Here is a 26,046-nt window from a genome sequence, read left to right on the forward strand (position 1 = left end):
CGACAAAGTCTAGGCGCTGAACCGCATCCGCGACCAGCACCAAATGAACTGTACAAATATCCAGTAAAACCTTGAGTAGTTGCTTCCAGCGCCGACACTGCTAGCATCCGTGTCTCCCAGCCACTCTGCACTGCCAAGGATCGCGATGCCGTCAGCCCCATTGGATACCCGCTACCAGATCGAGACCCCGGAGGGCATCGACCTGCCCCTGCGCCCGGCCGGCCTGGTGCCAAGGGTGCTGGCCTTTGCCTTTGACCTGGGTCTGCGCGGGGTGGTCATGGGTGTGCTGCTGGTACCGCTGGCCTTGCTGGGTAACGTCGGTATCGGCCTGGGCTCGCTGCTGCTGTTCCTGATCAGTTGGTGGTACATGGTGCTGTTCGAAGTACTCAACCAGGGGTGCTCGCCTGGCAAACAGGTCATGGGCCTGCGTGTCGTACAGGATGACGGCACCCCGATCGGCTGGTCCGCATCACTGATCCGTAACCTGCTGCGGTTCGTCGACATGTTGCCATTCGGCTACTTTCTCGGCGCCATCAGTTGCCTGCAACACCCTCACTTCAAGCGCCTGGGCGACTTGGCGGCCGGCACACTGGTGATCTATCGAGAGCAGCCCCTGGTGCGTCCCCAGGTCCCTCAAGCTGTGGCCCTGCGTCTGCCCTTCGCCCTGGAACTGAGCGAACAACGGGCCATCCTTGCCTTCGCGGAGCGCCAGGGTGAACTATCCACCGAGCGCGTTCACGAGTTGGCCTCGATTCTTGCCACCCCCTTGCAGGTATCCCCGGCCCGCGCCGTGGAACAACTCAATGGCGTGGCCCGTGGCTTGCTGGGGCCGACATGAAGCAGAGCCTCTTCGAAAGCCGCCACCAACCCCAATGGCAAGCATTTGCCGAACACCTTCAGCAATTGGAGCAAGGCAAGGCCAAGGCCAGTGATGTCGCCGACTTCCCACATCAGTACCGACGCCTGTGCCAGCACCTGGCGCTGGCGCAGGAGCGTGGCTACAGCAGCTATCTGGTAGACCCATTGCAACAACTGGCCCTGCGCGGACATCAACAGCTCTACCGGCATCGCAGCCAATTGGCGGCCAATGTACTGGGTTTCGTATTGGCCGATTTTCCTCGGTTGGTGCGCGAACAGTGGCGCTTCGTATTGATAGCCAGCCTGCTGTTCTTTGGAAGCCTGGCAGGCATCGCGTTGCTGGTGTACCTGTTTCCCGACCTGATCTACAGCATCGTCAGCCCCCAGCAGGTGGCAGAGATGCAGGGCATGTATGACCCCGATGCCAGCCGCCTGGGCCGCGCCGCCGAGCGGGCATCGAGCGAAGACTGGATGATGTTCGGCTACTACGTGATGCACAACATCGGTATCGCATTCCAGACCTTCGCCGCCGGTTTGCTGTTCGGCCTGGGCAGCGTGTTCTTTCTGATTTTCAACGGGCTGGTCATCGGTGCGGTCTCCGGACACCTGACCGAAATCGGCTACGGACAGACCTTCTGGTCGTTCGTCATTGGCCATGGTGCGTTCGAACTGACCGCCATCGCCCTCGCCGGTGCCGCTGGCTTGCAACTGGGCTGGGCGCTGATCGCTCCTGGGCAGTTGACCCGTGGCGAATCATTGCGGCTGGCGGCGCGCAAGAGCGTGCAGATGTTGTGCGGTGTCATGATCTTCCTGCTCATCGCTGCCTTTATCGAGGCCTACTGGTCATCCACCACCGCCCTATCGCCCTGGGTAAAATACCTGGTGGGCGCGGTCCTGTGGCTGCTGGTTGCCGCCTACCTGGGCCTCGCTGGAAGGGTTCGCCATGCGCCTGAGTGATGCCAGCGTGGTCATCCGCCCACGTACTGCCTGGGAAGCCATGGATCTAGGCGTATTGATGGCCGGGGAACACCGCGTACTATTGATGGGCAGTTGGGCACTGGTAACGCTGCCAGTATTCGCCTTGCTTACCGCGCTGCTGTGGCAGTACCCGTCTACTGCGATATTTCTGTTCTGGTGGCTCAAGCCGGCCTTTGACCGCTTGCCGCTGTACATTCTGTCCAAGGCCCTGTTTGGTGAAACACCCAGCCTCAAGGAAGCGGTGCGCCAGTGGCCGCGCCTGCTCAAGGGGCAACTGCTGGCGAGCCTGACCTGGCGGCGGCTCAGCCTGAGCCGCAGCTTTGTGATGCCGGTAAGCCAACTCGAAGGCCTGGATGGCCCGGCACGCCAAAAACGCCTGGGCATGCTACAGCAGCGTAACGCCGGGGCCGCGCGCTGGCTGACCACCGTTGGGGTGCACCTGGAAATCGGCCTGTGGTTTGGTTGCATGGCGCTGTTCTACCTATTTATCCCGCAAAACGTCGAGATGGATTGGGACTGGCAACGCCTGGCGCTCGCTACAAGCTCGGAAGGGCTGTGGCTGGAACACCTGGGCAATGCCTTCTATGCCTTGATCCTGGTGTTTTGGGAGCCAATCTACGTCGCCTGCGGTTTCAGCCTCTACCTGAACCGTCGTACCGTACTGGAGGCCTGGGACCTGGAGTTGGTCTTCCGACGTCTTCGTCAGCGCCTGAGCAGTGTGGCACCGCTGCTATTACTGGTAATCGGGCTGATGTTGCTGCCACTCAGCCCGCCCGTCATGGCCGATGCCAAGCCGCTCACCCCACAAAATGCGAGCCAGTCCGTCAAGGCGCTGCTGGACAAGCCCCCATTCAAAAACCCGGAAACCGTCACCCGCTATCGCTTCGGTGAGGAAAAGCCCGCCGTCAAAAACGAGACTCACAGGGACGGCAAACTTCCTGCCTGGCTGAAAGCGCTGCTGGACAACCTCAACAGCGATACCTTCAAGCACATCGCCCAAGGCGTTGAAGTGCTGCTATGGGGCCTTCTGATCGGTAGCCTGATCATGCTGGCGTGGCGGTATCGCGAATGGCTGAGTACCTTCGTCAGTCGGCGCGCACCTCGCAAACCCAAAATGGTCAAACCTGTGCCCATGCAATTATTCGGTCTTGAACTGGGTACCGAGACCTTGCCCGACGATGTTGCCAGCGCCGCCGAACAGCTGTGGGCCACCCAACCCAGGGAAGCCCTTGGCCTGCTGTATCGAGGCCTGCTCAGTCGCCTGTTGCACGACTTCAACCTGCCGCTGAAAAGCGCAGACACTGAAGGCCAGGTCCTGGCATGCGTACACCAATTGCAACAACCGCACCTGCTGGCTTTCAGCGATGAATTGACCCGGCATTGGCAAAACCTCGCCTACGGCCATCAACTGCCCCCGCTTTGCGCCCAGCAAAAGCTCTGCAGTGATTGGCGCGCCCTGTTCAGCGCGGGGAACACCCCATGAAACGTCCATTGCTGTGGATTGGACTATTGCTGGCGTGCCTGCTTGGAGCGGCTACCTACTATGCGTGGAGCAAGGCGATCCCCTACGACGAAGTCGTGGATCGCGGCCCTTCGCCGGAAGCCCTGGCCAACCCCTACCTGGCGGCCGAACACTTTCTGCGCCAACAAGGCCTGGCCGTGGAGCACGCCAACAGCCTGGAGCGGCTGGCTACCCTGCCAGCCAAGGACAATAGCCTGTTGCTGCTTGGCGAGCGCAGCAACATGTCACCACGCCAGGTAGAGCAACTGCTGGGATGGGCCAGGTCCGGCGGCCATCTGTTGCTGGTGGCCGAGGCACTATGGGATGAAGAAACTGGCAAAAGTGGCGACCTGCTGCTCGATCGCCTGCATATCCACCAGACCTTGAGTGAAGAACCTGAACAACTCGCCCCGTCCAGCAAAAAGCCTCGTACAAAGAAAGCCCCGGACCTGACCAAGCTCTATGTCGACAATGAAACCGCACCGGCGTACTTCAGTTTCGATACGGACTTCAATCTCATCGACCCCAAGCATCTGGCGCAATTTTCCGCCAACAGCGCGAGGTCGAGTCACCTCATGCAACTCGACCTCGGGGAAGGCAGCGTCACAGTGATCACTGACAGCGACCTGTGGAAAACCCTGAACATAGGCAAGCACGATAATGCCTGGCTGCTCTGGTACCTGAACCAGGGCACCGCTGTAACCCTGCTGTTCAACAGCGACTTCGACGATCTGTTCACCCTGCTCATGCGGTATTTCCCTCAGGCCCTGGTGGCGCTCATTGCACTGGTCGCCCTGGCACTCTGGCAGGCTGGTATGCGTCAGGGCCCGATCCGGCCCCCTGCATCCAGCGCACGTCGCCAACTGCAGGAACACCTGAAAGCCAGCGCCGACTTCCTGCTGCGGCGCAGCGGCCAGGGCACGCTGTTGCATGCCCTGCAGCGTGATGTCTTGCGTGCCGCACGGCGCCGACACCCCGGCTTTGAACGCCTCGACAACACAGAACAGTGGCGGGTGCTCGAACACCTGACGCACCAACCTTCTCACGTGATCAGCCAGGCCCTTGGCCCACTCCCGGCAAAACGGCTTTCCAGCGCCGATTTCAGCCGGCAGGTGGCGTGCCTGCAAACTCTCAGGAATGCCCTATGAGCGAATTTCCAAGCGCCAACGCCTTGACCAGCGAAACCCTGCAGCGCGCCAGCGGGCAAGCCCAGGCCCTGCGCACTGAATTGCGCAAGGCAGTGATGGGCCAGGACCAGGTGATCGATGATGTGCTGACCGCATTGATCGCCGGTGGCCACGTGCTGCTCGAAGGTGTGCCGGGGCTGGGTAAAACCTTGCTGGTACGTGCGCTGGCGCGTTGCTTCGATGGCGATTTCGCGCGTATCCAGTTCACCCCGGACCTGATGCCCAGCGATGTCACCGGGCACGCGGTATATGACCTGCACACCGAGCAGTTCAAACTGCGCAAGGGGCCGGTGTTCACCCACTTATTGCTGGCCGATGAAATCAACCGCGCTCCCGCCAAGACCCAGGCAGCCTTGCTCGAGGCCATGCAGGAACGCCAGGTCACCCTCGAGGGCGAGGCGCTGCTCATCGGCCAACCATTCATGGTGCTGGCAACCCAGAACCCCATCGAACAGGAAGGCACCTACCCCCTGCCGGAAGCGGAACTGGACCGTTTCATGCTCAAGGTGCGCATGGATTACCCAGACGCGCAGCAGGAGCTGGACATGGTGCGCGAAGTCACACGTTCGTCTCGGGCCGACATGCTGGATGTACACCCGTTGCGCACGGTGTTGCAGGCCGAGGACGTATTGCAACTGCAACAGATTGCCAGTGACCTGGCCATGGACGAACAAGTGCTCGACTATGCCGTGCGTCTGGCTCGCGCCACTCGCAGTTGGCCAGGGCTGGCCATCGGTGCCGGCCCGCGGGCCTCGATTGCCCTGGTACGTGGCGCCCGTGCCCGGGCTCTGTTACGCGGTGGCGAATTCGTCACTCCGGATGACATCAAGGGATGTGCACTGGCGGTGCTGCGCCATCGGGTGCGTATCGCGCCCGAGTTGGACATCGACGGGCTGGAGGTCGACCAGGTGCTCAAGCAACTGCTCGATCAGATTCCAGCACCCCGGCAATGATTCGCTCATGAAGCCGACCCGTCTGCTGTTGAACTGGCTTGGCGCATTGCTGGGCCTGAGCATTCTGCTGGGCACTGCAGCAGCGCTGCAGTTCAAGGTGCCCGACACCTTGCACTCAGTGGCGTGGGGCTTGCTCCTGGCGCTGTTGTTGCTGGTCATGCTGGATGCGGTGCGTCTGCGTCGCCGCCCCTCCCCCCGCGTGCAACGGCAGATGCCCGGAAGCCTGGCGCTCGGACGCTGGGGCGAGGTACGCCTGAGCTTGGAGCACGACTTCCCACAGCCATTGACGGTGCAGGTCTTCGATCATGTCCCCGACGGGTTGACCGTGGAAAACATGCCTCAATCCATAGAGCTGCGCCCCGGTGAACGCAGCGAGCTGGGTTATCGTCTTCGCCCGCTGCGGCGTGGCCACTTCACGTTCAGCCGCTGCGAAGTTCATCTACCCAGCCCAATGGGACTGTGGTCAGGCCGGCGCTTTATCGAGGTGAGCGATGCCACTCGCGTCTACCCGGATTTCGCCCGGCTGTACGGTGCGCAACTGCTGGGTGTGGATAACTGGCTGAGCCAACTGGGTGTGCGTCAACGTCAACGCCGTGGATTGGGGCTGGAGTTTCATCAGTTGCGCGAGTTTCGCGACGGCGACAGCCTGCGCCAGATCGATTGGAAAGCCACGGCCCGACAACGCACACCCATCGCCCGTGAATATCAGGATGAGCGCGACCAACAGATCGTGTTCATGCTGGATTGCGGTCGACGCATGCGCAGCCAGGATGACGAGCTGTCCCATTTTGACCACGCGCTCAATGCCTGCTTGTTGCTCAGCTATGTCGCCTTGCGTGAAGGTGATGCGGTAGGGCTGTGCACCTTTGCCGGCGACCAGCCGCGCTACCTGGCGCCAGTCAAGGGCAGTAGCCAGTTGAACCTGTTGCTCAACGCGGTATACGACTTGGACACCACCCGACGCACTGCCGATTATCAGGCTGCGGCAAGCCAACTGCTGGCGCGGCAAAAACGGCGTGCCTTGGTGGTCGTGGTGACCAACCTGCGGGATGAGGACGATGAGGCACTGCTGACGGCCGTCAAGCGTATCAGCCGCCAGCACAGGGTGCTGGTGGCCAGTCTGCGCGAGGAAGTACTCGATCAATTACGCCAGACTCCCGTGCAAACCTTGCCCGAAGCCTTGGCCTACAGCGGCACCGTCGACTACCTGAATACCCGCGACGAACTGCACGACCGCCTCAGCGCCCAAGGCTTGTCCGTATTGGACACCTTACCGTCTGAACTGGGCCCGGCCCTGGTGACACGCTACCTGGGCTGGAAGAAGGCCGGTGCGTTCTGAAGAAAGCACGCTGGAAAACAGCGCACGACCACGGCCTGGGCAGCTACACCCAAAACCGGGTCGACAACACTCCGTGCCTAGGCCGAAGCCTGCAAGGGATCAAAACTGAAATAGTGCAACAAGACGTTGATCAATTGCCCGTATTCTTCAGGGGCCTGGAGCACCCTGAACCCGGAATCGTAGTGCTGAGGGTTGATATCCTCATGACTCCACAGGCAAGTCGCCGTGAGATCAATCGGGTGGTAGGCACCGTCAGCACCGGGAATCTTCAAGCACAGCTCGAAGTCCACGTCGACCATCATGGGCAATTGGCTGATCAACATCAGCCCGTCTTCCGAGACATTGCCCAAAAACCCGATGGGCTTGTCGGTTAATCGGTTAAACACTTGCAGAAAACAAGGTAGCTGATGCCGCTCGATCCGTCGGTCGGTAAACATGGTGAGATCGCCATCCAGTGGCCATGACTGCGGCCGTGCCAGTGATTCGGAACGGGCCAGAACCGCCCGCTCTCCCTGGATCTCGGTGCGAAAACAGGCAATATCTTGCCGCCAGACAGCCGCCGAGTCCGGGCCCCACATCCGTTTGCATGGAAACTTGTACAAACAGACATTCAAAGGATAGCCCAAGACTGGCAACGGGCCAGTCATGACATGACGAATATCATCACAAAGAAGCTGGACGCGGCTGAGCGACACTTGCACCGGGGTAATGCCCCAGTTGTTGCAGGGTGTCGAGCCTCGCACGAGCACGGTAGGCGTACTCACTCGACGGGTACTGATTGATAATGAACTGATAGGTCTGCACGGCGTCGACGAACAGCTTCTGCCGCTCCAGGCATTGCCCGCGCAACATTGACACCTCAGGCTGCACATAGCGTCGGGTACGACTTTCACGGTCGACCTGGGACAACTCCAGGGTGACGCGCTCGCAGTCACCCACCTTGTAGGCGCGGTAGGCATTGTTCAAGTGGTGGTCCATCGACCAACGGGTGCAGCCGACAACACTGACGGCCAGGGCAGCAATGAGCAAAATTCGCATGAGGGTTCTCCTGTCTTGTGCAGTGTATCGACCCCTCGTCGAAAATCTTCAAGGATGTTCGTATTCAGCCGCAGCGAAAACAAGTCAATCATCGATAAGTAGTGCAAACGAACAATGACTACAACGAAAGAGCATAGTAGCCTTCCTCAGCGCTTGAACTCAGGAGTCTGTGCATGTCCGTCCGTCGTACCAAAATCGTCGCCACCCTTGGCCCGGCCAGCAACTCGCCGGAAGTCCTCGAACAGCTGATTCTGGCTGGTTTGGACGTTGCCCGTCTGAACTTCTCCCACGGCACCCCGGACGAGCACAAGGCTCGCGCCAAGCTGGTGCGTGACCTGGCCGCCAAGCACGGCCGCTTCGTCGCACTGCTGGGTGACCTGCAAGGCCCGAAGATCCGTATCGCCAAATTCGCCAACAAGCGGATCGAGCTGAAGATCGGTGACACCTTCACCTTCTCCACCAGCCACCCGCTGACCGAAGGCAACCAGCAAGTCGTGGGTATCGACTACCCGGACCTGGTGAAGGACTGCGGCGTCGGTGACGAACTGCTGCTGGACGATGGCCGCGTGGTCATGCGCGTCGACACCGCCACCGGCACCGAGCTGATCTGCACCGTGACCATCGGCGGCCCGCTGTCCGACCACAAAGGCATCAACCGTCGCGGTGGTGGCCTGACGGCACCGGCCCTGACGGAAAAAGACAAGGCAGACATCAAGCTCGCCGCCGAAATGGAAGTGGACTACCTCGCCGTGTCCTTCCCGCGTGACGCCGCCGACATGGAATACGCCCGTAAACTGCGCGACGAAGCCGGCGGTACCGCCTGGCTGGTAGCGAAGATCGAACGCGCCGAAGCCGTGGCCGACGACGAAACCCTCGACGGTCTGATCAAGGCCTCCGACGCGGTGATGGTTGCCCGTGGCGACCTCGGCGTGGAAATCGGTGACGCCGAGCTGATCGGTATCCAGAAGAAGATCATCCTGCACGCACGCCGCCACAACAAAGCAGTGATCGTGGCGACCCAGATGATGGAGTCGATGATCCAGAACCCGATGCCTACCCGTGCCGAAGTGTCCGACGTGGCCAACGCCGTGCTCGACTACACCGACGCCGTGATGCTCTCGGCTGAAAGTGCTGCTGGCCCGTACCCGCTGGAAGCCGTGCAGGCCATGGCGCGTATCTGCGTCGGCGCCGAAAAGCACCCGACCAGCAAGACCTCCAGCCACCGTATCGGTAAAGTGTTCGAAAGCTGCGACCAGAGCATCGCCCTGGCTGCCATGTACACCGCCAACCACTTCCCAGGCGTAAAGGCGATCATCGCCTTGACCGAAAGTGGCTACACGCCGTTGATCATGTCGCGCATCCGTTCGTCGGTGCCGATCTACGCGTTCACCCCGCACCGCGAAGCCCAGGCCCGCGCAGCGCTGTTCCGTGGCGTGTACACCATTCCGTTCGATCCGGCTTCGCTGGCACCGAACGAAGTCAGCCAGAAGGCGATTGACGAGCTGGTCAAGCGCGGCGTCGTGGAGCAAGGCGACTGGGTCATCCTGACCAAAGGCGACAGCTACCACACCACCGGTGGCACCAATGGCATGAAGATCCTGCACGTGGGCGACCCGCAGTACTGAGTGACACGCTGAAAAACAAAAGCCCCGCCATGTGAATGACGGGGCTTTTTGCATTGCAAGAGTTCGTGTCGAACTCGGTCAAATGTGGGAGCGTTACCGTCTCTGCAAATATGGCTTGATGAAAGCCATCAAGACAGTCGCTCCCACATTTTGATCAGCGCCGGGCGATAAACCCCGACAACGCCGCAATCGCCTCAGGCGATCTCAAGCGCTGGGTAAACAACGCCCCCTCCTCCTCGATCACCTGCCGCAACTGCTCACGATCAACACTCTTCATCAACTGCTTGGTTACCTGCACCGCCCCCGGCGCCAGGGTTTCGAAACGCTCCGCTACTTCCCGTGCCTTGGCCAAGGCCGCCTCGCCGCTGCCTAACGCCTCGGTGGCAATGCCCCACGCCGCCGCCTGCTCACCCGTAAACCCTTCACCCAACAGCAACAGTTCAGCCGCTTTCGCATGCCCCAGCAACCTCGGCAGGATCAGGCTCGAACCAAATTCCGGACACAGGCCCAGGTTGACGAACGGCATGCGCAACCGCGCATCTCGGCTGATGTACACCAGGTCGCAATGCAGCAACAGGGTTGTACCAATGCCCACGGCTGCGCCCGCCACAGCGGCAATCACCGGTTTTCGGCAGTTGAGCAGGCTCTTCATGAAATAAAACGGAGGGCTGTCGAGATCGCTGGGCGGCTGCTCGAGAAAATCGCCAATGTCGTTGCCAGCAGTGAAACACTCGCTGCTGCCCTGGATCAGCACACAGCGGATATCCCCATCCGCATCGGCCTGCTCCAGTGCCTCGGCCAGTTGCGTGTACATGGCACGGGTCAGCGCGTTCTTCTTGTCGGGGCGATTGAGCTGCAGGATCAGCAACCCGCGTTCGCGCGTTTGTTGGATGGCGTCGGTCATGGCGAATCTCGCGGCGGTGGCGTTCAGCGCTCAACCGCGGGGCAGGAACACATCCGCCAGCAGCTGATTACGCGGCAGTCCCGCCAGGAACAAGCGCTTGGAAAACGCCTCGACGCTGGCAGGGTGCCCGCAGAGTAAAGCCAGAGTTTGCCGCGAAACAAGCCGCAGTTGCGCCAATGCCTGGGCCGACCCGGCCGCGGTCCACAACTCCACCGCCAGGTTGGGATGCTGTGCAGCCAGTGCTGCCAGGGGTTCGGCCAGGTAATGGCCCTCGGCATCATGGGCCAGGTGAATCACACGGATGGCGCCCTGGTGATCCTGGCGCAGCGCCTCGCGCAATACGCCCCACAACGGGCCAAGCCCGGTGCCGGACGCCAGCAGCCACAAGGGCCGGGCTTGCCAGTCCGGGTCGTACTGCAGCGCGCCGCCGCGCAGCTCACCCAGGCGCAGGCGGTCGCCGACCTGAAACGTTCGAGCGGCATCGGTGAATTCACCGGGTTGGCGGCAATCGAGATGAAATTCCAGGTAGGGATCTTCCTGGGGCAGGCTGGCCAGGGAGTAAGGGCGCGCGACTTGCCCCGCCCACAACACCAGATGCTGACCAGCGCGATAACGCAGGCCTCGCTCCGGCTGCAAACGTAGGCGCAGCACCGTCACGTTCAACCAGTCGGCGCCCACCACCTCGGCCGGCAAACCATCGCGCGTCGGATCGTACGTTTCGACCTGCACGTCCCCCATCACCTGGCATTGGCACGCCAACCGCCAGCCGTCCTGGCGCTGCGCCGGGCTCAGGGTATCGGGCTGCTTGTCCTCGACCTCCCCCGCGCAACGCACCAGGCACGCATGGCAACTGCCGGCGCGGCAACTGTAGGGCACGGCCACACCCGCCTGGTTCAAGGCATCCAGCAGGTTGCTGCCGGCCGGTACCGACCAATGGCGTTCGCCGACGTACAGTTCAGGCATATAAGGACTCATCACAAGGGGCGTGCACAGGGAATCATGCCTGCGACAGTTTGACCATAGTCGGGTGTATCGGCCACCGCGTCGGGTTATACTGCCGCGCCTTTTTAGCGTCGCGCCAACAATACTTGCTCTTCTTGGCGACGCGCCTTGGAAAGGTGGCTTCAGCCGACCGATGCACTTCACTGAAGCCACCTTTATTGAATGTTCCCTTATAGAGGAGCGCGACTCATGACCGTGATCAAGCAAGACGACCTGATTCAGAGCGTTGCCGACGCCCTGCAATTCATTTCCTACTACCACCCCGTTGATTTCATCCAGGCCATGCACGAAGCCTACCTGCGCGAAGAGTCGCCAGCGGCCCGTGACTCCATTGCCCAGATCCTGATCAACTCGCGCATGTGCGCCACCGGCCATCGCCCGATCTGCCAGGACACCGGTATCGTCACCGTGTTCGTGCGCGTGGGCATGGACGTACGTTGGGATGGCGCCACCATGGGCCTGGACGACATGATCAACGAAGGCGTGCGTCGCGCCTACAACCTGCCGGAAAACGTCCTGCGCGCCTCCATCCTGGCCGACCCGGCAGGCGCGCGTAAAAACACCAAGGACAACACCCCGGCGGTCATCCACTACTCCATCGTCCCGGGCAACACCGTGGAAGTGGACGTGGCGGCCAAGGGCGGCGGTTCCGAGAACAAGTCGAAAATGGCCATGCTCAACCCGTCCGATTCGATCGTCGACTGGGTGCTCAAGACCGTTCCGACCATGGGCGCCGGCTGGTGCCCACCGGGCATGCTGGGTATCGGCATCGGCGGCACCGCCGAGAAAGCCGCGGTGATGGCCAAGGAAGTGTTGATGGAGTCCATCGACATCCACGAGCTGAAAAAGCGCGGCCCGCAGAACCGTATCGAAGAGATGCGCCTGGAGCTGTTCGAGAAGGTCAACCAACTGGGCATCGGCGCCCAGGGCCTGGGTGGCCTGACCACCGTGCTCGACGTGAAGATCATGGACTACCCGACCCACGCCGCCTCCTTGCCGGTGTGCATGATCCCCAACTGCGCCGCCACCCGTCACGCGCACTTTGTGCTCGACGGTTCGGGCCCGGCGTCGCTGGAAGCGCCACCGCTGGACGCCTACCCGGAAATCGTCTGGGAAGCCGGCCCATCGGCCCGCCGCGTCAACCTCGACACCCTGACCCCGGAAGAAGTGCAGAGCTGGCAGCCAGGCGAAACCGTGCTGCTCAACGGCAAGATGCTCACCGGCCGCGACGCTGCGCACAAGCGCATGGTCGAGATGCTGAACAAGGGCGAAACCCTGCCGGTGGACCTCAAGGGTCGTTTCATCTACTACGTCGGCCCGGTGGATCCGGTGCGCGAAGAAGTGGTTGGCCCGGCGGGCCCGACCACCGCGACGCGGATGGACAAGTTCACCCGTCAGATCCTCGAGCAAACCGGTCTGCTGGGCATGATCGGCAAGTCCGAGCGCGGCCCGACCGCGATCGAAGCGATCAAGGACCACAAGGCTGTTTACCTGATGGCCGTGGGCGGCGCTGCTTACCTGGTGGCGCAAGCCATCAAGAAGTCGCGCGTTGTCGCCTTCGCCGAACTGGGTATGGAAGCGATCTACGAGTTCGATGTGAAAGACATGCCGGTGACCGTTGCAGTCGATAGCAAAGGCGAATCCGTGCACATCACCGGTCCTGCCATCTGGCAGAAAAAGATCAGTGAAAGCCTGGCGGTAGAAGTGCAGTAAGCACTTCCCCTGCCGATAGAAAGGCGACTGCGGCTAAGGCCCGGTCGCCTTTTTTATGGCACATGGTATGGTGCTCACCCCTTACTGTGCCTGCCCATCACCGTATGATCGTGATCCCTCGCCCCCTGCGCCTGACGTTCTACTCCCTGCTGATCATCGCCGGTGCCGTGCTGGCTGCCGCCTTGGCCACCCGCCATGCCGAACGCCAGGCCCTGGTGGACGATGCCGCCCGTGCCAACCAGCAGTTGGCGCTGTATGCCAATTCCCTGCACACCCTGATCGAACGCTACCGCGCCCTGCCCGCCGTGCTGGCACTGGACTCGGAGATGATCAATGCCTTGAAGGGCCCGCTGGATACCACCACTCAGGACCTGCTCAACCGCAAGCTCGAACGCATCAACGGCGCAGCGCAGTCCTCCACACTGGAACTGATGGACCGTACCGGCCTGGCCGTGGCTGCCAGTAACTGGAACCTGCCCAGCAGTTATGTGGGGCATAACTATGCGTTCCGGCCTTACTTCAGCCAGACCTTGAGCCAGGGCACCGGGCGTTTTTATGCGGTGGGCGTGACCACCGGGATTCCTGGGTACTTCCTCTCCAGCGCGGTGCTGGATGAACGCGAGCAATTCCTCGGCGCCATGGTGGTCAAGCTGGAATTCCCCGAGCTTGAACGCGAGTGGGCCCAGGGCAATGACCTGCTGCTGGTCAGCGATGCCCGTGGCATCGTGTTTATCGCCAATCAACCCGGCTGGCGCTATCGCAACCTGCGACCGTTGTCGGCCAGTGACCTCGCCGAATTGAAGGCCACTCGCCAATACGACAAAAAACAACTGCAGCCGCTGGACACCCAGACGCTGCAGCGCTTTGACAAAAACAGCCACCTGATGCGCGTCAACGGCCCGGATGGCAACGCCAATTACATCTGGGAATCCCTCCCGCTGAAAGCCGAAGGCTGGACCCTGCACCTGCTGCGCAAGCCGCAGTTCGCCTTTGAGGATCAACGCAACGCTGGCCTGGCCGCCGCCGGTTCCTGGCTGGCGCTGGTGTTCCTGGTGCTGTTCCTGACTCAGCGCTGGCGCCTGGCCCGCTTGCGCCAGCGCAGTCGCGAGGAACTTGAGCAACTGGTAGAAGAACGCACCCAGGCACTGCGCACCGCCCAGGATGGCCTGGTGCAATCGGCCAAGTTGGCAGCGCTGGGGCAGATGTCCGCCGCCCTCGCCCACGAAATCAATCAGCCGCTGACGGCCCAGCGCATGCAGTTGGCTACCTTGCGCCTGCTGCTGGATCACGGTCGCATCGATGATGCCTACCAGGCGCTCACGCCACTGGACGATATGCTCACACGCATGGCCGCACTCACTGGCCACCTCAAGACCTTCGCGCGCAAGAGCCCGAGTGGCTTGCGCGAACGCCTGGACCTGGCCACCGTGGTCGATCAGTCCTTGCACTTGCTCGACGCACGCTTGCGCGACGAAGCCATCGGCGTGGTGCTGGACCTGACACGCCCCGCCTGGGTCCGCGGTGATGCGATCCGCCTGGAGCAGGTACTGATCAACCTGCTGCGCAACGCCCTTGATGCCATGGCCGACAAGCCGCGCAAACGCCTGGAAATCCGCCTGCATGCCGATCAACAGCTGTGGCAGCTCACCGTCAGCGACAGTGGCGGCGGAATTGCCGACGAACACCTGAACAGTGTGTTCGACCCGTTCTTCACCACCAAGCCCGTGGGTGACGGGCTCGGCTTGGGGCTGGCGGTGTCCTACGCTATCGTGCACGAACTGGGCGGACGCCTGATCGCCGGCAACCGTGGCGACGGTGCGGTGTTTACCCTGACCCTGCCCATTGCGCTGGAGACGCCCGACCTATGTTGAACGCAGTGATTGTGGTCGATGACGAAGCCAGTATTCGCACGGCCGTCGAGCAATGGTTGAGCTTGTCGGGGTTCGACGTGCAATTGTTCAACCGCGCCGAGGCGTGCCTGGCACAACTGCCCAAGGATTTTCCCGGCGTCATCTTGAGCGACGTGCGCATGCCGGGGCTCAGCGGCCTGGAGCTGCTGGCCGAAGTGCAGCGTCGCGATGCCGACTTACCAGTGATCCTCCTCACCGGCCATGGCGATGTGCCGATGGCTGTCGAAGCCATGCGCGACGGTGCCTACGACTTTCTGGAAAAACCCTTCAGCCCCGACGCCTTGCTCAACAGCCTGCGCCGCGCCCTGGACAAGCGTGGCTTGATCCTGGAAAACCGTCGCTTGCATCAACAGGCCGACCATCGGGCGCAGCTGGAATCGACGCTGCTGGGCGTGTCCCGGGGTTTGCAAACCTTGCGCCGCCAGGTGCTGGACCTGGCGAGCCTGCCGGTCAACGTGCTGATCCGTGGCGAGACCGGCAGCGGCAAGGAACTGGTCGCTCGCTGCCTGCACGACTTTGGCCCACGGGCGAAAAAACCCTTTGTGGCGCTCAATTGCGCCGCCATTCCCGAACAGCTGTTCGAAGCCGAGCTGTTCGGCCACGAAAGCGGCGCATTCACCGGCGCCCAAGGCAAGCGCATCGGCAAACTGGAATACGCCCACGGCGGCACGCTGTTCCTCGATGAAATCGAAAGCATGCCCCTGGCCCAGCAAGTGAAACTGCTGCGCGTGTTGCAGGAGCAGAAACTGGAGCGACTGGGCTCCAACCAAAGTATCCACGTCGACCTGCGCATCATTGCCGCCACCAAGCCGGATCTGCTGGACGAGGCCCGCGCCGGGCGCTTTCGCGAAGACCTGGCCTACCGCTTGAATGTCGCACAACTGCGCCTGCCGCCGTTGCGTGAGCGTCGAGAAGATATCCCGCTGCTGTTCGACCACTTTGCACAGAGTGCCGCCGAACGCCTGGGCCGTAATGTCGCCCCCCTGAGCGGCGCGCAACTGGGGCGCCTGCTCAGCCACGACTGGCCGGGCAATGTGCGTGAATTGGCCAACGTCGCCGAACGCCAGGTGCTGGGGCTTGGCGAACCGGAACCGGAAGGCATCGAGGCCGGGCAGTCACTGGCGGCGCAGCAGGAGGCCTTCGAGGCTCACTGCCTGAAAGCGGCGTTGACCCGGCACAAGGGCGATATCAAGGCCGTATTGGCCGAGCTGCAACTACCCCGGCGTACCTTCAATGAAAAGATGCAGCGCCATGGGCTCGTGCGGGAGACCTTCCTGTAGGACCCGGCTTGCCAGCGATGGCGTACTTGAGGACGCCATCGCTGGCAAGCCAGCTCCTACAATGGGCAGTGCGCGCCCGCGCCAATAAGCGGATTTCCGCTCACCCATCGAAAATCATCAGCGACTTTCCGCTCAAAAAAACCCTGGAACCCTTCTAGACCGGGCCTTCATCCACCTGGCACAGCTCCTGCTATAGCTCGAGCCAGGCAGCGTTCGCGCCGCTCCATAAAAACAACTAGATGAAGGATCCTTCAATGGATAACTCCAACGCCCTGCCTCTGGGGTCGGCGGCTGCGCCGGCGAAAGAGCGCACCACCTCCAGCCGTATCAAATCGATTTTCAGTGGTTCCGTCGGCAACATGGTCGAGTGGTACGACTGGTACGTCTATGCCGCCTTCTCGTTGTACTTCGCAAAAACCTTCTTCCCGAAAGGCGACACCACCGCCCAACTGCTCAACACCGCCGCGATCTTCGCCGTGGGCTTCCTGATGCGCCCCATCGGTGGCTGGCTGATGGGCCTGTACGCCGACAAAGTCGGGCGTAAAAAAGCCTTGATGGCCTCGGTCTACCTGATGTGCTTCGGCTCGCTGCTGATTGCCCTGAGCCCGGGCTATGAAATCATCGGTATCGGTGCGCCGATCCTGCTGGTATTTGCGCGCTTGCTGCAGGGCCTGTCGGTCGGCGGCGAATATGGCACCTCCGCCACTTACCTCAGCGAGATGGCCACCAAGGAGCGTCGTGGTTTCTACTCCAGCTTCCAGTACGTGACCCTGATCTCTGGCCAGCTCATCGCCCTGGCCGTGCTGATCGTGCTGCAACAATTGCTGACCACCGAGCAGCTGTATGCCTGGGGCTGGCGCATCCCGTTCGCCATTGGCGCGCTGTGCGCAGTGGTCGCGCTCTACCTGCGTCGCGGCATGGAAGAAACCGAGTCGTTCACCAAGAAGGAAAAAGCCAAGGAAAGCGCGATGCGCACCTTGATGCGCCATCCCAAGGAACTGCTGACCGTGGTCGGCCTGACCATGGGCGGCACCCTGGCGTTCTACACCTACACCACCTACATGCAGAAGTACCTGGTGAACACGGTCGGCATGAGTATTTCCGACTCCACCACCATCTCGGCAGCGACGTTGTTCCTGTTCATGTGCCTGCAACCGATCGTCGGCGGGTTGTCGGATAAAGTCGGCCGTCGGCCGATCCTGATCGCTTTCGGCATCCTCGGCACCCTGTTCACCGTGCCGATCCTCACCACCTTGCACACCATCCAGAGCTGGTGGGGCGCGTTCTTCCTGATCATGGCCGCACTGATCATCGTGAGCGGCTACACCTCGATCAACGCGGTGGTGAAGGCCGAGCTGTTCCCGACTGAAATCCGCGCCCTGGGCGTGGGCCTGCCATATGCCCTGACCGTATCGATCTTTGGCGGCACTGCTGAATACATCGCGCTGTGGTTCAAGAGCATCGGCATGGAAACCGGCTACTACTGGTACGTGACCGCGTGCATCGCGGTCTCGCTGGTGGTCTACGTGACCATGAAGGACACGCGTAAGCACTCGCGGATCACCACCGACTAACCGTTGAACGCAGTTCAAAATGTGGGAGCGGGCTTGCCCGCGAAAGCGGTGTGTCAGTCAACGATTGTAGAGACTGAACCACCGTATTCGCGGGCAAGCCCGCTCCCACATTGGGTATGATGCTGGTCCCGAAACCGAGAGCAGAACAGGCCATGTCCGACGATATCCATTTCTACGAACCCGCCAACGGCCACGGCCTGCCCCATGACCCGTTCAATGCCATCGTCGGCCCACGACCGATTGGCTGGATTTCGTCACACGACAGCGCCGGTCGCCTGAACCTGGCGCCCTACAGCTTTTTCAATGCGTTCAACTACATTCCGCCAATCATTGGGTTTTCCAGTGTCGGGCGTAAAGACAGCCTGAACAACATCGAACAGACCGGCGAGTTTGTGTGGAACCTGGCGACCCGCCCGCTGGCCGAGCAGATGAACCAGAGTTGCGCCGCCGTATCGCCCGAGGTCAACGAATTCGAATTGTCCGGCCTGACGCCGGTAGCATCGAAGATCGTTGGCGTACCTCGAGTGGGCGAGAGCCCGGTGTCGTTCGAGTGCAAGGTGACGCAGATCATCCAGCTTCAGCGCGCCGACACGGCATTGGTGCCTAGCTGGCTCGTGTTGGGCGAAGTGGTCGCGGTGCACATTGCCAAGTGGCTGCTCAAGGATGGCGTCTACGACACCGCCGCCGCCGAGCCGATTTTGCGCGGTGGCGGCCCGGCGGATTACTTCCAGTTGGGGCCGGAAGCGCTGTTCAAAATGTATCGCCCAGGCGCAACACCACGCTGACTGAAATGCAATAAAACCTGTGGGAGCGGGCTTGCTCGCGAAAGCGGTGGATCAGTCACAGCAGTATCGACTGACATGCCGGATTCGCGAGCAAGCCCGCTCCTACATTTGAATCAGCAGCGTTCTTTAGTTGGCAGCAGTAGCCCAAGAGAGTTGACCGTCTTCATCCACATCGACCAAGCACTCAAGCTGCAGGGTCGCCGCATCGTCGGCATCGGAGGCGGTCTTGAACTTTTGTCCATCAAGGATCTTGTGAAACTGCGGTGCGCCCATGCCATCCAGTGCCTTGACGGCGACGGCGGCGCTGTAGCCGCCTTCACCCGGTACTACGGCGGATACGGCTTCGTGGTGGGCAAATTGTTTACGTGCCATGTTGCAGGTCCTGGCCAATGGAAAAGTTGGCCATTCTAAACCTGATCAGCCGGCGAGTTGCAGGTACTCGCCGTAGGCGTGTGCAGCGGATGCATCGGTGAAGGTCTGGAAGTCCATGCTGCGCACAACCATGTCGTTCAACAGCTCGGTGAAGATCATCAGGGCCGGAGAGTTGAAGTAGGCGCTCATCGCCTGCTCGCTGCTCCAGAAGCCGGAGATCAACCAGACATCGGGATCGACCTGGGAATGCTGCAACGAGAATTGCAGGCAACCCTGAGCCTGACGGCCCGGTTCGATCAAACTGCTCAAGCGCGCACCGAGTTCGGTGCTGCACCCGGTGCGGGCGCGGATAAAGGCCATGTGGCTCGCGGGAATGGGGGTGGACATGTTCGACTCTCCCGTTGAGAAGTGATGCTCGGCAAGCACTGTGGGGGCGTGTTGCCACAGGATCAAAGATAACGGCGCGGGTGTGGGCGCGGTTAGTCGATTCCTGCCGGCTTATTGCACAATTCTGCGAGAAGCGTAAGCAAGACGTTCGGCGCTGCAGTTTTATTCCACAGGCCAACGCCTTGTTTCAGGGAGATGACAGGCATCACGATTGCCTGATTCACAATGTGTCGCAGGATCAGGCAAGGATTGTGCAGAATCGACGTAACACTGTTCGAAAAGCCGCCGCTAAGCTGGACCCCATCGAAGTAGCCAGTAGAGGACACGCCATGTCGTCGCCCGAACACCCATCCATCCCCCTTGATGCCGAGATGGAAAAACAGCGCGCCGAACTGGCCAGCATCGTGCACCGCCATACCTGGGAAGATGGTTCCTACGGTACGGCCATCACCACGTTGTTTCTGAACCGACACAACACACCGCGTGACTTCATGCCGGTGCTGGTGGAGCCTGCCCTGTGCATTCTTGCCAGCGGCAGCAAGGAAGTGCGCCTGGCCGACGAGATCTTTGCCTACGACCCGCTCAACTACCTGGTGTTCTCGGTCGCCATGCCGGTGGCCGGCCGGATCATCGATGCCACGCCGGAGGACCCGAACCTGTCGGTGCGCATCAATATCGACCCGGCGCAACTGACGGCCCTGATCGCCGAGGCCGGCCCGATGGGCGTGCCATCACGTCCGACCTCCCGTGGCATGTACGTCGACCGTATCGACAACCAATTGCTCGACGCTGTGCTGCGCCTGGCGCGCTTGCTCGATACGCCCAAAGACATTGCCATGCTCGCGCCCCTGATCAACCGCGAAATTCTTTATCGCCTGCTGCGCGGCCCACAGGGTTATCGGCTGTATGAAATCGCCGTCGCCAACAGCCAGAGCCATCGGGTCAGCCAGGCAATCAAGTGGTTGAACGGCAACTACGAACAACCGCTGCGCATCGATGACCTGGCCAAGGAAGTGAACCTGAGCGTCTCGACCTTGCATCATCGCTTCAAGGCAATCACCGCCATGAGCCCGCTGCAATACCAGAAGCAACTGCGCTTGCAGGAGGCGCGACGCTTGATGATTGCCGAAGGGCTGGAAGCCTCGGCGGCGGGCTATCGCGTGGGGTATGAAAGCCCGTCGCAGTTCAGTCGGGAATACAGCCGGTTGTTCGGCGCACCGCCGTTGCGCGACCTGGCCCGGTTGCGCCAAAGCATCTGACTAACCCTGACCGTGTAGGAGCCCGGCTTGCCGGCGATAGCGCCCTGAAGATCGCCCTCGCCGGCAAGCCGGGCTCCTACAGGGGGGTTGTTCAATCCAGGGTTCGGGGTAGCTGCAAGGTGACTCGCAAACCACCCTCGCGCAAATTCTGCAAACTCACTTCCCCGCCATGGCTGTGCGCAATGTTGCGCGCAATCCCCAGCCCCAGGCCGTAGCCTTGTTGCTGCCCGGCCAGGCGGAAGTGCGGCTCGAAGACTTGTTCCAGGCGCTGTTCCGGCACGCCAGGGCCTTCGTCATCCACGTGCAGGATGAACTCCGCACCATCGTCTTCGATGTGCAAATGGGCGTTCTGACCGTACTTCAACGCATTGTCGATCAGGTTGCCGATGCAGCGCTTGAGCGCCAGTGGCTTGCCCGGATAAGTCGTCAGGGCCCGGCCATGCTGGGTGACGCGGCCATTGCCGTTGGGCGCCAGGTACGGTTCCACCAGGCAGTCAAGCACGTGGTTCAAGTCCACCGGCTCGATGTTTTCGTGGATATCCGTATCTTTCACGCATTGCAGCGCGCCCTTCACCAGCAACTCCAGTTCATCCAGGTCACGGCCGAACTTGGTCTGCAGGTTTTCGTCTTCCAGCAATTCTACGCGCAGGCGCAGGCGGGTGATGGGTGTGCGCAAATCGTGGGAAATCGCGCTGAACAATTGGCTGCGTTCAGTGAGGTAGCGGCTGATGCGCTCACGCATGGCGTTGAACGCACGGCCCACTTCCACCACTTCACTGCCGCCGCCTTCGGCCACTGGCTCTACGTCTGCCCCCAGGGACATGTCCCGCGCCGCGCGCGCCAGGCGCTTGAGCGGCCGGCTCTGCCAGTGCACCAGCAGTCCGATGAACAGCAGCAGGAAACCGCTGGTCAGCACAATGAACCACACCTGCTGGGACGGCAGGCCTTGTTCTTCAAGGCTGGTGTAGGGCTCGGGCAACAGCGAGGCGATATACAGCCATTCGCCGGGTGCGAGCTGGATCTGGGTAACCAGCACCGGCGGGTTCACCGGTTCCAGGGTCAACGCGTAATGGGCCCAGGAGCGTGGCAGTTCATCGAGTTTCAGGCCGGCATTGAAGATGCGCAGGTCTTCTGCGCTGACGAACTCCACCGAGATATGCACGTCGGCGCCGAGGGTCTGTTTCAACACGTCATCCACCGCCTCGAGCACCGCCTGTTTACGCGGGGTCTGCGGCAGGATGGCCATGTCCAGCGGACGATCATTGAGGGTCACGACAAACCGCGTACCGCCCATGCTGCGCAACTGGTCCAGCACCAACGGCCGATACGCCACCGGCAACGAACGGAAATAACTCACGCTGGCCGTCATCGAATGCGCCAGGCTGCGGGCGCTGGTGACCAGGCCTTCGAGTTGGGTGGCGCGCAACTGCGACACCCAGATCACGCTGGACAGCGCCTGGGCAAACAACACCGCCAGCAGCGTCAACAGCAGCATGCGCCCCAGCAAGGAGCGCGGCACCGGGAAGCGCCGACGGCGCTCGGTCAAATGTTCAGTGGGCATTGCCGGCAACTACACTGGCTGCCAGTTGATAACCACTGCCGCGCACCGTGCGGATCAGCCTCGGCGGCTTCTCGGTATCGCGCAGGCGTTGGCGCAGGCGGCTGACGGCCATGTCGACGATACGGTCCAGCGGCATCAGGTCGCGGCCACGGGTGGCGTTGCCGATAGTGTCGCGGTCGAGGATCTGTTGCGGGTGGTCGAGAAACAATTTGAGCAGAGCAAAGTCGGCACCGGAGAGGATCACTTCTTCGCCGTCCACATGAAACAGGCGGTGGCTGATCATATCCAGGCGCCATTCATCAAACACCAGCACGTCCCCACCCACGCTGCGCTCCTGGCCGAACTGGCAACGGCGTAGCAAGGCCTTGATCCGTGCTTGCAGCTCGCGGGGGCTGAAAGGCTTGCCGATGTAGTCGTCGGCCCCCAGCTCCAGGCCGATCACGCGGTCGGCCTCGTCGGAACTGGCGGTGAGCATGATGATCGGCACCTGCGCCTGGCGCGGGTGCTGGCGGATCCAGCGGCAAAGGCTGAAACCGTCTTCGTCCGGCAACATCACATCGAGGATGACCAGGTCGCACGGCGCCTCGTTCATCGCCTGGCGGAACCCCGCGCCATCCGGCACGCCTCGCACCTGGAAACCGGCGCGACTGAGGTAGGTTTGCAGCAATTCGCGGATTTCCTGGTCGTCGTCGACGAGGAGAATCGATTTACTGATTACGCTCACGGGGTCCTCCTTGTTGTTATGGCCAAGCTTATGTCATTTGTTGTGTCTGAGGGCCTCATCGCCGGCAAGCCGGCTCCTACCGTTGATCGCGGTCCCCTGTAGGAGCCGGCTTGCCGGCGATGAGGCCATCACGACCTACGAAAAAGCCTGCTCCAGTGCCACCCCAGCCCCGGTCAACCCGGAATACGGCGCGGTCACCAACCACACCGGAATGCCCTTGAAGTAGTCGCTCATGCAGCCTTTGTCACTGAAGCTCTTGGCAAAGCCGCTGTTGATAAAGAAGTCGGCAAACCTCGGTATCACACCACCCACGATATACACACCACCGCGTCCACCGGTGGTCAGCACGTTGTTGCCCGCCACCCGGCCCAGCCAGATGCTGAACTGGTCCAGGACTTCCATGGCCACCGGGTCACCGGCCAGGCCTGCGGCCGTGATGGCCTCGGGTGTGTCCAGCACCGGCGCATGGCCATCGACTGCACAGATCGCCCGGTACAGACGCGGCAACCCGCCACCGCTCAAGGCGGTTTCGGCGCTGACATGGCCGATCTCAGTGTAAATGTGCTGCCACAACTGGGTTTCCCGCGGGCTGCTCAGGGGCAAGTCGACGTGCCCGCCCTCCCCCGGCAACGCTGCAAAGCGGCCGGCGCCGAGGTCCAGCAACGTGCCGACCCCCAGGCCGGTGCCCGGGCCGATCACCACGGCCGGACGCAATGGCTCCGGCGTGCCCTCGCAGACCACGCGGAATTCGTCGGGCTTGAGGCGGGTCATGCCCAGGGCCATGGCCGAGAAGTCATTGACCAGCAGCAATTCATCCACCTGCAAGGTTTTGCAAAAGGCGGTCTTGCTCAAGCGCCAGTGGTTGTTGGTGAATTTGAATTCATCACCGCTCACCGGCCCGGCCACTGACAGGCACACCGCGCCGATGTCGCCGATTTGCAGGCCTTCCTCGCGGAGGTAAACCTTGATCGCGTCCTCAGGGCCTGGGTAATCCGCCGTGGCATGCACACGGATCGAATGCAGTTCCTGATCCCGCCACAACGCAAAACGGGCGTTGGTACCCCCGATATCACCGACCAGCGCAAGCTTCACTTAAGCGTCTCCAAGGCAGAGGTAAAGGCGCTGGCGCCCTGCTCTGCGGAGCTTGCGGCCAAGCGCATAAATGCAAACAGCTCGCGACCGGCCCCCACGTTATTGCCCAACAGGCCCGTGGCAGGCGCGCGCGCTGCAAATTCTTCGGCGTCCACCTTAAGCTCCAAGGTGCCCTTAACGCCATCCACGCGAATGATATCGCCATCGCGCACCCGCGCCAGTGGCCCGCCGCTCTGGGCTTCGGGGTTGACGTGAATCGCGGCGGGGATCTTACCCGACGCGCCGGACATACGCCCGTCTGTTACCAGTGCGACCTTGAAGCCGCGGTCCTGCAATACGCCAAGGAACGGCGTCATCTTGTGCAATTCCGGCATGCCATTGGAGCGCGGGCCCTGGAAGCGCATCACTGCGACAAAGTCTTTTTCCAACTGACCGGCCTTGAACGCATCGGCCAGGTCCTGCTGGTCCTGGAACACCACGGCAGGTGCTTCGACGATCTGGTGCTCAAGGGCTACTGCAGAGACCTTCATCACGCCACGCCCGAGGTTGCCTTCCATCACGCGCAAGCCGCCCTCCGGCGAGAACGCACGGGCCACGGGGCGCAGGATGGTTTCGTCGAGGCTTTCGATGGGGCCGTCGCGCCAGACCAGTTCGCCGTCGACCAGGAACGGTTCCTGGATGTAACGGCTCAGGCCCTTGCCGGCCACGGTGTTGACGTCTTCGTGGAGCAGGCCGGCTTCGAGCAGCTCGCGGATCAGGAACGACATGCCGCCCGCCGCCTGGAAGTGGTTGATGTCAGCCTTGCCGTTTGGATACACGTGGGACAGGGTCGGCACCACCTCGGAGAGGTCGGCCATGTCCTGCCAGGTGAGGATGATGCCCGCGGACATGGCGATGGCCGGCATATGCAGGGTGTGGTTGGTGGAACCGCCGGTGGCGTTGAGGGCGACGATGGAGTTGACGATGGATTTCTCATCGACGATCTCGCCGATCGGCGTGAAGTTGCCGTTGGCCTTGGTCAGGCGCGTGACCTGGTGCGCGGCTTCGCGGGTCAGCGCATCACGCAGTGGCGTGTACGGGTTGACGAACGAGGCACCCGGCAGGTGCAGGCCCATCACTTCCATCAGCAGCTGGTTGGTGTTGGCGGTGCCGTAGAAGGTGCAGGTGCCGGGGCTGTGATAGGACTTCATCTCCGACTCCAGCAGCTCTTCGCGGGTGGCCTTGCCTTCGGCGTAGCGCTGGCGCACGTCGGCTTTCTGCTTGTTGGAGATACCCGACGGCATCGGCCCGCCCGGTACGAAGATCATCGGCAGGTGGCCGTAGCGCAGCGCGCCCATCATCAGGCCGGGGACGATCTTGTCGCAGATCCCCAGCATCAGCGCCGCATCGAACATGTTGTGGGACAGCGCTACCGCCGTGGACATGGCAATCACTTCACGACTGAGCAGGCTCAGCTCCATGCCGGGTTCGCCCTGGGTCACACCGTCGCACATGGCGGGGGTGCCGCCGGCGAACTGGCCGACCGAGCCGACTTCGCGCAGGGCTTTCTTGATCTGTTCCGGGAAGTGTTCGTACGGCTGATGCGCCGAGAGCATGTCGTTATATGACGAAACAATTGCCACGTTGGCGGCGTTCATCATGCGCAGGCTGTTTTTATCTTCGGTGCCGCAACCGGCCACGCCGTGGGCGAAGTTGGCGCATTGCAGCTTGCCGCGCATCGGACCGTCGCTGGCTGCGCCGCGAATGAGCGCAAGGTAAGCCTCGCGGGTGGCGCGGCTGCGGGCGATAAGCCGTTCGGTGACCTTAAGAACGCGGGGATGCATGTGTAGAACTCCAGGCTAACGGATGTGGCGACCTGAGTGTCTATGCTGATCAAACGCCCGCCGCGCATGGGATGGCAGGGAGTCGTTTGGATCATCGGACCAGTTGATTCAGGTCACTCGTTGTAGATTGAACAAAATATTGCCACTAAAAAGGCTTGTTTTCTATTTTTATGCGAATAAT

23 protein-coding genes are annotated in these 26,046 nt (G+C 61.6%); 13 read left to right on the forward strand and 10 right to left on the reverse strand.

Features of this window, described 5'->3' with window-relative positions; genetic code table 11:
* Positions 1–145: 145 nt before the first annotated feature.
* The 6 genes from BM70_RS0103870 to BM70_RS0103895 are packed head-to-tail and all read left to right on the forward strand — an operon-like array spanning position 146 to position 6,816.
* Positions 146–838, forward strand: a complete 693-nt coding sequence (locus BM70_RS0103870) for an RDD family protein (protein ID WP_025854781.1) — start codon at positions 146–148, stop codon at positions 836–838.
* Complete coding sequence (locus BM70_RS0103875; protein WP_025854865.1) at positions 835–1,815, forward strand: stage II sporulation protein M; 981 nt, start codon at positions 835–837, stop codon at positions 1,813–1,815. The genes BM70_RS0103870 and BM70_RS0103875 overlap by 4 nt, the downstream gene beginning before the upstream one ends.
* Entirely contained in the window at positions 1,802–3,319 is a 1,518-nt protein-coding gene (locus tag BM70_RS0103880; RefSeq protein ID WP_025854782.1) for a hypothetical protein, read from the forward strand. Before BM70_RS0103875 ends, BM70_RS0103880 begins: the two co-directional genes overlap by 14 nt.
* On the forward strand, positions 3,316–4,485 hold the full coding sequence (locus BM70_RS0103885) for a DUF4350 domain-containing protein (RefSeq protein ID WP_025854783.1): 1,170 nt from the start codon (positions 3,316–3,318) through the stop codon (positions 4,483–4,485). The genes BM70_RS0103880 and BM70_RS0103885 overlap by 4 nt, the downstream gene beginning before the upstream one ends.
* The gene (locus BM70_RS0103890; protein ID WP_025854784.1) at positions 4,482–5,477 is read left to right on the forward strand and encodes a MoxR family ATPase; all 996 of its coding nucleotides are present in this window, start codon (positions 4,482–4,484) and stop codon (positions 5,475–5,477) included. The genes BM70_RS0103885 and BM70_RS0103890 overlap by 4 nt, the downstream gene beginning before the upstream one ends.
* A 7-nt stretch (positions 5,478–5,484) precedes the next feature.
* Positions 5,485–6,816: a DUF58 domain-containing protein gene (locus BM70_RS0103895; protein ID WP_025854785.1), complete on the forward strand. Its 1,332-nt coding sequence runs from the start codon at positions 5,485–5,487 to the stop codon at positions 6,814–6,816.
* A gap of 77 nt (positions 6,817–6,893) precedes the next feature.
* Here the strand turns inward: BM70_RS0103895 and BM70_RS0103900 are convergent, their stop codons facing one another.
* Both BM70_RS0103900 and BM70_RS0103905 read right to left on the reverse strand, forming a co-directional pair.
* Positions 6,894–7,253 carry a PilZ domain-containing protein gene (locus BM70_RS0103900; protein ID WP_025854786.1) on the reverse strand — a complete coding sequence of 120 codons (360 nt, stop codon included), beginning with the start codon at positions 7,251–7,253 and terminating at the stop codon, positions 6,894–6,896.
* A 226-nt stretch (positions 7,254–7,479) separates the two neighbouring features.
* Positions 7,480–7,854, reverse strand: coding sequence for a hypothetical protein (locus BM70_RS0103905; RefSeq protein ID WP_025854787.1), 375 nt, complete (start codon positions 7,852–7,854; stop codon positions 7,480–7,482).
* 173 nt (positions 7,855–8,027) lie between these two features.
* Between BM70_RS0103905 and pyk the strand changes: the two genes are divergently transcribed.
* Complete coding sequence (gene pyk / locus BM70_RS0103910; RefSeq protein ID WP_025854788.1) at positions 8,028–9,479, forward strand: pyruvate kinase; 1,452 nt, start codon at positions 8,028–8,030, stop codon at positions 9,477–9,479.
* 154 nt (positions 9,480–9,633) lie between these two features.
* Here the strand turns inward: pyk and BM70_RS0103915 are convergent, their stop codons facing one another.
* Both BM70_RS0103915 and BM70_RS0103920 read right to left on the reverse strand, forming a co-directional pair.
* Entirely contained in the window at positions 9,634–10,383 is a 750-nt protein-coding gene (locus tag BM70_RS0103915; RefSeq protein ID WP_025854789.1) for an enoyl-CoA hydratase-related protein, read from the reverse strand.
* A gap of 30 nt (positions 10,384–10,413) precedes the next feature.
* On the reverse strand, positions 10,414–11,346 hold the full coding sequence (locus BM70_RS0103920) for an iron-sulfur-binding ferredoxin reductase (protein WP_025854790.1): 933 nt from the start codon (positions 11,344–11,346) through the stop codon (positions 10,414–10,416).
* A 228-nt stretch (positions 11,347–11,574) separates the two neighbouring features.
* Here BM70_RS0103920 and BM70_RS0103925 point away from each other — a divergent pair, with 228 nt between their 5' ends.
* The 5 genes from BM70_RS0103925 to BM70_RS0103945 all read left to right on the forward strand — a co-directional run bounded on the left by BM70_RS0103925 (position 11,575) and on the right by BM70_RS0103945 (position 18,647).
* On the forward strand, positions 11,575–13,098 hold the full coding sequence (locus BM70_RS0103925) for a fumarate hydratase (protein WP_016971118.1): 1,524 nt from the start codon (positions 11,575–11,577) through the stop codon (positions 13,096–13,098).
* A gap of 104 nt (positions 13,099–13,202) precedes the next feature.
* Complete coding sequence (locus BM70_RS0103930; protein WP_025854791.1) at positions 13,203–14,969, forward strand: ATP-binding protein; 1,767 nt, start codon at positions 13,203–13,205, stop codon at positions 14,967–14,969.
* Positions 14,963–16,288: a sigma-54 dependent transcriptional regulator gene (locus tag BM70_RS0103935; protein ID WP_025854792.1), complete on the forward strand. Its 1,326-nt coding sequence runs from the start codon at positions 14,963–14,965 to the stop codon at positions 16,286–16,288. Before BM70_RS0103930 ends, BM70_RS0103935 begins: the two co-directional genes overlap by 7 nt.
* A 254-nt stretch (positions 16,289–16,542) precedes the next feature.
* Entirely contained in the window at positions 16,543–17,862 is a 1,320-nt protein-coding gene (locus tag BM70_RS0103940) for an MFS transporter (RefSeq protein ID WP_025854793.1), read from the forward strand.
* 152 nt (positions 17,863–18,014) lie between these two features.
* On the forward strand, positions 18,015–18,647 hold the full coding sequence (locus BM70_RS0103945; protein ID WP_025854794.1) for a flavin reductase family protein: 633 nt from the start codon (positions 18,015–18,017) through the stop codon (positions 18,645–18,647).
* A 126-nt stretch (positions 18,648–18,773) separates the two neighbouring features.
* Here BM70_RS0103945 and BM70_RS0103950 read toward each other — a convergent pair whose 3' ends face one another.
* Positions 18,774–19,019: a hypothetical protein gene (locus BM70_RS0103950; RefSeq protein WP_025854795.1), complete on the reverse strand. Its 246-nt coding sequence runs from the start codon at positions 19,017–19,019 to the stop codon at positions 18,774–18,776.
* 45 nt (positions 19,020–19,064) lie between these two features.
* Positions 19,065–19,406, reverse strand: coding sequence for an antibiotic biosynthesis monooxygenase family protein (locus BM70_RS0103955; RefSeq protein WP_010208042.1), 342 nt, complete (start codon positions 19,404–19,406; stop codon positions 19,065–19,067).
* A 329-nt stretch (positions 19,407–19,735) separates the two neighbouring features.
* On the opposite strand from BM70_RS0103955, the gene BM70_RS0103960 reads away from it, so the two are divergent.
* The gene (locus BM70_RS0103960) at positions 19,736–20,665 is read left to right on the forward strand and encodes an AraC family transcriptional regulator (protein ID WP_025854796.1); all 930 of its coding nucleotides are present in this window, start codon (positions 19,736–19,738) and stop codon (positions 20,663–20,665) included.
* 91 nt (positions 20,666–20,756) lie between these two features.
* On the opposite strand, the gene BM70_RS0103965 is transcribed toward BM70_RS0103960, so the two are convergent.
* The 4 genes from BM70_RS0103965 to edd form a co-directional block, all read right to left on the reverse strand.
* A complete protein-coding gene (locus BM70_RS0103965; RefSeq protein ID WP_177326530.1) occupies positions 20,757–22,184 on the reverse strand; it encodes an ATP-binding protein in 1,428 nt (475 codons plus the stop codon).
* A gap of 31 nt (positions 22,185–22,215) precedes the next feature.
* Positions 22,216–22,950 carry a response regulator gene (locus BM70_RS0103970; protein ID WP_025854798.1) on the reverse strand — a complete coding sequence of 245 codons (735 nt, stop codon included), beginning with the start codon at positions 22,948–22,950 and terminating at the stop codon, positions 22,216–22,218.
* A gap of 135 nt (positions 22,951–23,085) precedes the next feature.
* Positions 23,086–24,042 carry a glucokinase gene (locus BM70_RS0103975; protein WP_025854799.1) on the reverse strand — a complete coding sequence of 319 codons (957 nt, stop codon included), beginning with the start codon at positions 24,040–24,042 and terminating at the stop codon, positions 23,086–23,088.
* Entirely contained in the window at positions 24,039–25,865 is a 1,827-nt protein-coding gene (gene edd, locus BM70_RS0103980; RefSeq protein ID WP_025854800.1) for a phosphogluconate dehydratase, read from the reverse strand. Before edd ends, BM70_RS0103975 begins: the two co-directional genes overlap by 4 nt.
* Positions 25,866–26,046: the final 181 nt, after the last annotated feature.

Origin of the sequence: Pseudomonas sp. CHM02 (assembly GCF_000612585.1) — a bacterium.
GTDB lineage: Bacteria > Pseudomonadota > Gammaproteobacteria > Pseudomonadales > Pseudomonadaceae > Aquipseudomonas.

Bases quoted from the DNA above. Each gene is read 5' to 3' on its own strand.
- BM70_RS0103870 (WP_025854781.1), top strand. From the start codon at position 146: ATGCCGTCAGCCCCATTGGATACCCGCTACCAGATCGAGACCCCGGAG.
- BM70_RS0103875 (WP_025854865.1), top strand. From the start codon at position 835: ATGAAGCAGAGCCTCTTCGAAAGCCGCCACCAACCCCAATGGCAAGCA.
- BM70_RS0103880 (WP_025854782.1), top strand. From the start codon at position 1,802: ATGCGCCTGAGTGATGCCAGCGTGGTCATCCGCCCACGTACTGCCTGG.
- BM70_RS0103885 (WP_025854783.1), top strand. From the start codon at position 3,316: ATGAAACGTCCATTGCTGTGGATTGGACTATTGCTGGCGTGCCTGCTT.
- BM70_RS0103890 (WP_025854784.1), top strand. From the start codon at position 4,482: ATGAGCGAATTTCCAAGCGCCAACGCCTTGACCAGCGAAACCCTGCAG.
- BM70_RS0103895 (WP_025854785.1), top strand. From the start codon at position 5,485: ATGAAGCCGACCCGTCTGCTGTTGAACTGGCTTGGCGCATTGCTGGGC.
- BM70_RS0103900 (WP_025854786.1), bottom strand. From the start codon at position 7,253: ATGTTTACCGACCGACGGATCGAGCGGCATCAGCTACCTTGTTTTCTG.
- BM70_RS0103905 (WP_025854787.1), bottom strand. From the start codon at position 7,854: ATGCGAATTTTGCTCATTGCTGCCCTGGCCGTCAGTGTTGTCGGCTGC.
- pyk (WP_025854788.1), top strand. From the start codon at position 8,028: ATGTCCGTCCGTCGTACCAAAATCGTCGCCACCCTTGGCCCGGCCAGC.
- BM70_RS0103915 (WP_025854789.1), bottom strand. From the start codon at position 10,383: ATGACCGACGCCATCCAACAAACGCGCGAACGCGGGTTGCTGATCCTG.
- BM70_RS0103920 (WP_025854790.1), bottom strand. From the start codon at position 11,346: ATGCCTGAACTGTACGTCGGCGAACGCCATTGGTCGGTACCGGCCGGC.
- BM70_RS0103925 (WP_016971118.1), top strand. From the start codon at position 11,575: ATGACCGTGATCAAGCAAGACGACCTGATTCAGAGCGTTGCCGACGCC.
- BM70_RS0103930 (WP_025854791.1), top strand. From the start codon at position 13,203: ATGATCGTGATCCCTCGCCCCCTGCGCCTGACGTTCTACTCCCTGCTG.
- BM70_RS0103935 (WP_025854792.1), top strand. From the start codon at position 14,963: ATGTTGAACGCAGTGATTGTGGTCGATGACGAAGCCAGTATTCGCACG.
- BM70_RS0103940 (WP_025854793.1), top strand. From the start codon at position 16,543: ATGGATAACTCCAACGCCCTGCCTCTGGGGTCGGCGGCTGCGCCGGCG.
- BM70_RS0103945 (WP_025854794.1), top strand. From the start codon at position 18,015: ATGTCCGACGATATCCATTTCTACGAACCCGCCAACGGCCACGGCCTG.
- BM70_RS0103950 (WP_025854795.1), bottom strand. From the start codon at position 19,019: ATGGCACGTAAACAATTTGCCCACCACGAAGCCGTATCCGCCGTAGTA.
- BM70_RS0103955 (WP_010208042.1), bottom strand. From the start codon at position 19,406: ATGTCCACCCCCATTCCCGCGAGCCACATGGCCTTTATCCGCGCCCGC.
- BM70_RS0103960 (WP_025854796.1), top strand. From the start codon at position 19,736: ATGTCGTCGCCCGAACACCCATCCATCCCCCTTGATGCCGAGATGGAA.
- edd (WP_025854800.1), bottom strand. From the start codon at position 25,865: ATGCATCCCCGCGTTCTTAAGGTCACCGAACGGCTTATCGCCCGCAGC.